We start from the raw sequence: 1,320 nt of genomic DNA on the forward strand, positions 1-1,320 counted from the left end.
AGTCGGTGGGGTAACCCGCAAGGGAGCCAGCCGCCGAAGGTGGGGTAGATGATTGGGGTGAAGTCGTAACAAGGTAGCCGTATCGGAAGGTGCGGCTGGATCACCTCCTTTCTAAGGATATACCCGAACCCGATGAGGTTCGGATCAGGAAGCATTGCTTCCAACTCAGAAGTTTTCATCATTGTCGCAAGGCAAGATGAAAATCTTCACTCAGGCAGATGTTGCTCGCTCGTTGTCAGTTTTGAAAGATCAATGATCTTTCGTCGAAGTTTTCGCATCTGCGAAAATCTTCACCAATTCGTTTGGTGGCGATGGCGGAGGGGAACCACGCGTTCCCATACCGAACACGACCGTTAAGCCCTCCAGCGCCGATGGTACTTGGACCGCAGGGTCCTGGGAGAGTAGGACGTCGCCAAGCGGTCTATCCTAGACTAATAGGTCTGAGATAGTCTTGAAGTCAAAACGGAATACCTGAGGGCCTTTAGCTCAGCTGGTTAGAGCGCACCCCTGATAAGGGTGAGGTCGGTGGTTCGAGTCCACTAAGGCCCACCATTATCAACACATGAGTGTTGATCCCATTACGGGGCCATAGCTCAGCTGGGAGAGCGCCTGCCTTGCAAGCAGGAGGTCAGCGGTTCGATCCCGCTTGGCTCCATTTGTTCCTTGAAAACTGGATAACGAAAGTAACAAGAAGTTTTGAATCTTATCTTCGGATAAGAAGAGAATCTTCTGCTGAAACATCCTTTAGCAAATGATTAGCGTTGGCTATATGCCAGCGATACTAGGTTAAGCTAGTAAGAGCGCACGGAGGATGCCTAGGCACCAGGAGCCGAAGAAGGACGTGGCGAACAACGATACCGCCTCGGGGAGCCGTAAGCAGGCTTTGATCCGGGGATTTCCGAATGGGGAAACCCAGCTGGGGTAATGCCCAGTTACTCTTGACTGAATACATAGGTCAAGTAGAGGCATACCGGGGGAACTGAAACATCTAAGTACCCCGAGGAAGAGAAAACAAAAGTGATTCCGTCAGTAGCGGCGAGCGAACGCGGATTAGCCCAAACCAAGGAGCTTGCTCCTTGGGGTTGTAGGACATCTCACATGGAGTTACAAAGGTGTTGGTTAGGCGAAGAGGTCTGGAAAGGCCCGCTAGAAGAGGTAAAAGCCCTGTAACCAAAAATCAGCACTCTCCGAGATGTATCCTGAGTACGGCGGGACACGTGAAACCCCGTCGGAATCCGGCAGGACCATCTGCCAAGGCTAAATACTCCCTGGTGACCGATAGTGAAGCAGTACCGTGAGGGAAAGGTGAAAAGCACCGCG

At 51.9% G+C, this 1,320-nt stretch carries 2 tRNA genes and 3 rRNA genes; all 5 read left to right on the plus strand.

The features are described from left to right. Positions 1–111 (plus strand): 16S ribosomal RNA (locus D3P07_RS26635); the annotation flags it as partial. 190 nt (positions 112–301) lie between these two features. Then, a 5S ribosomal RNA gene (gene rrf / locus D3P07_RS26640) occupies positions 302–418 on the plus strand. 57 nt (positions 419–475) lie between these two features. Continuing rightward, positions 476–552 (plus strand) — tRNA-Ile (locus D3P07_RS26645). Positions 553–582: 30 nt separating this feature from the next. Then, positions 583–655, plus strand: a tRNA-Ala gene (locus D3P07_RS26650). A gap of 129 nt (positions 656–784) precedes the next feature. After that, positions 785–1,320 (plus strand): 23S ribosomal RNA (locus D3P07_RS26655); the annotation flags it as partial.

The organism is Paenibacillus sp. 1011MAR3C5, from assembly GCF_003591485.1.
Lineage (GTDB): Bacteria > Bacillota > Bacilli > Paenibacillales > Paenibacillaceae > Pristimantibacillus.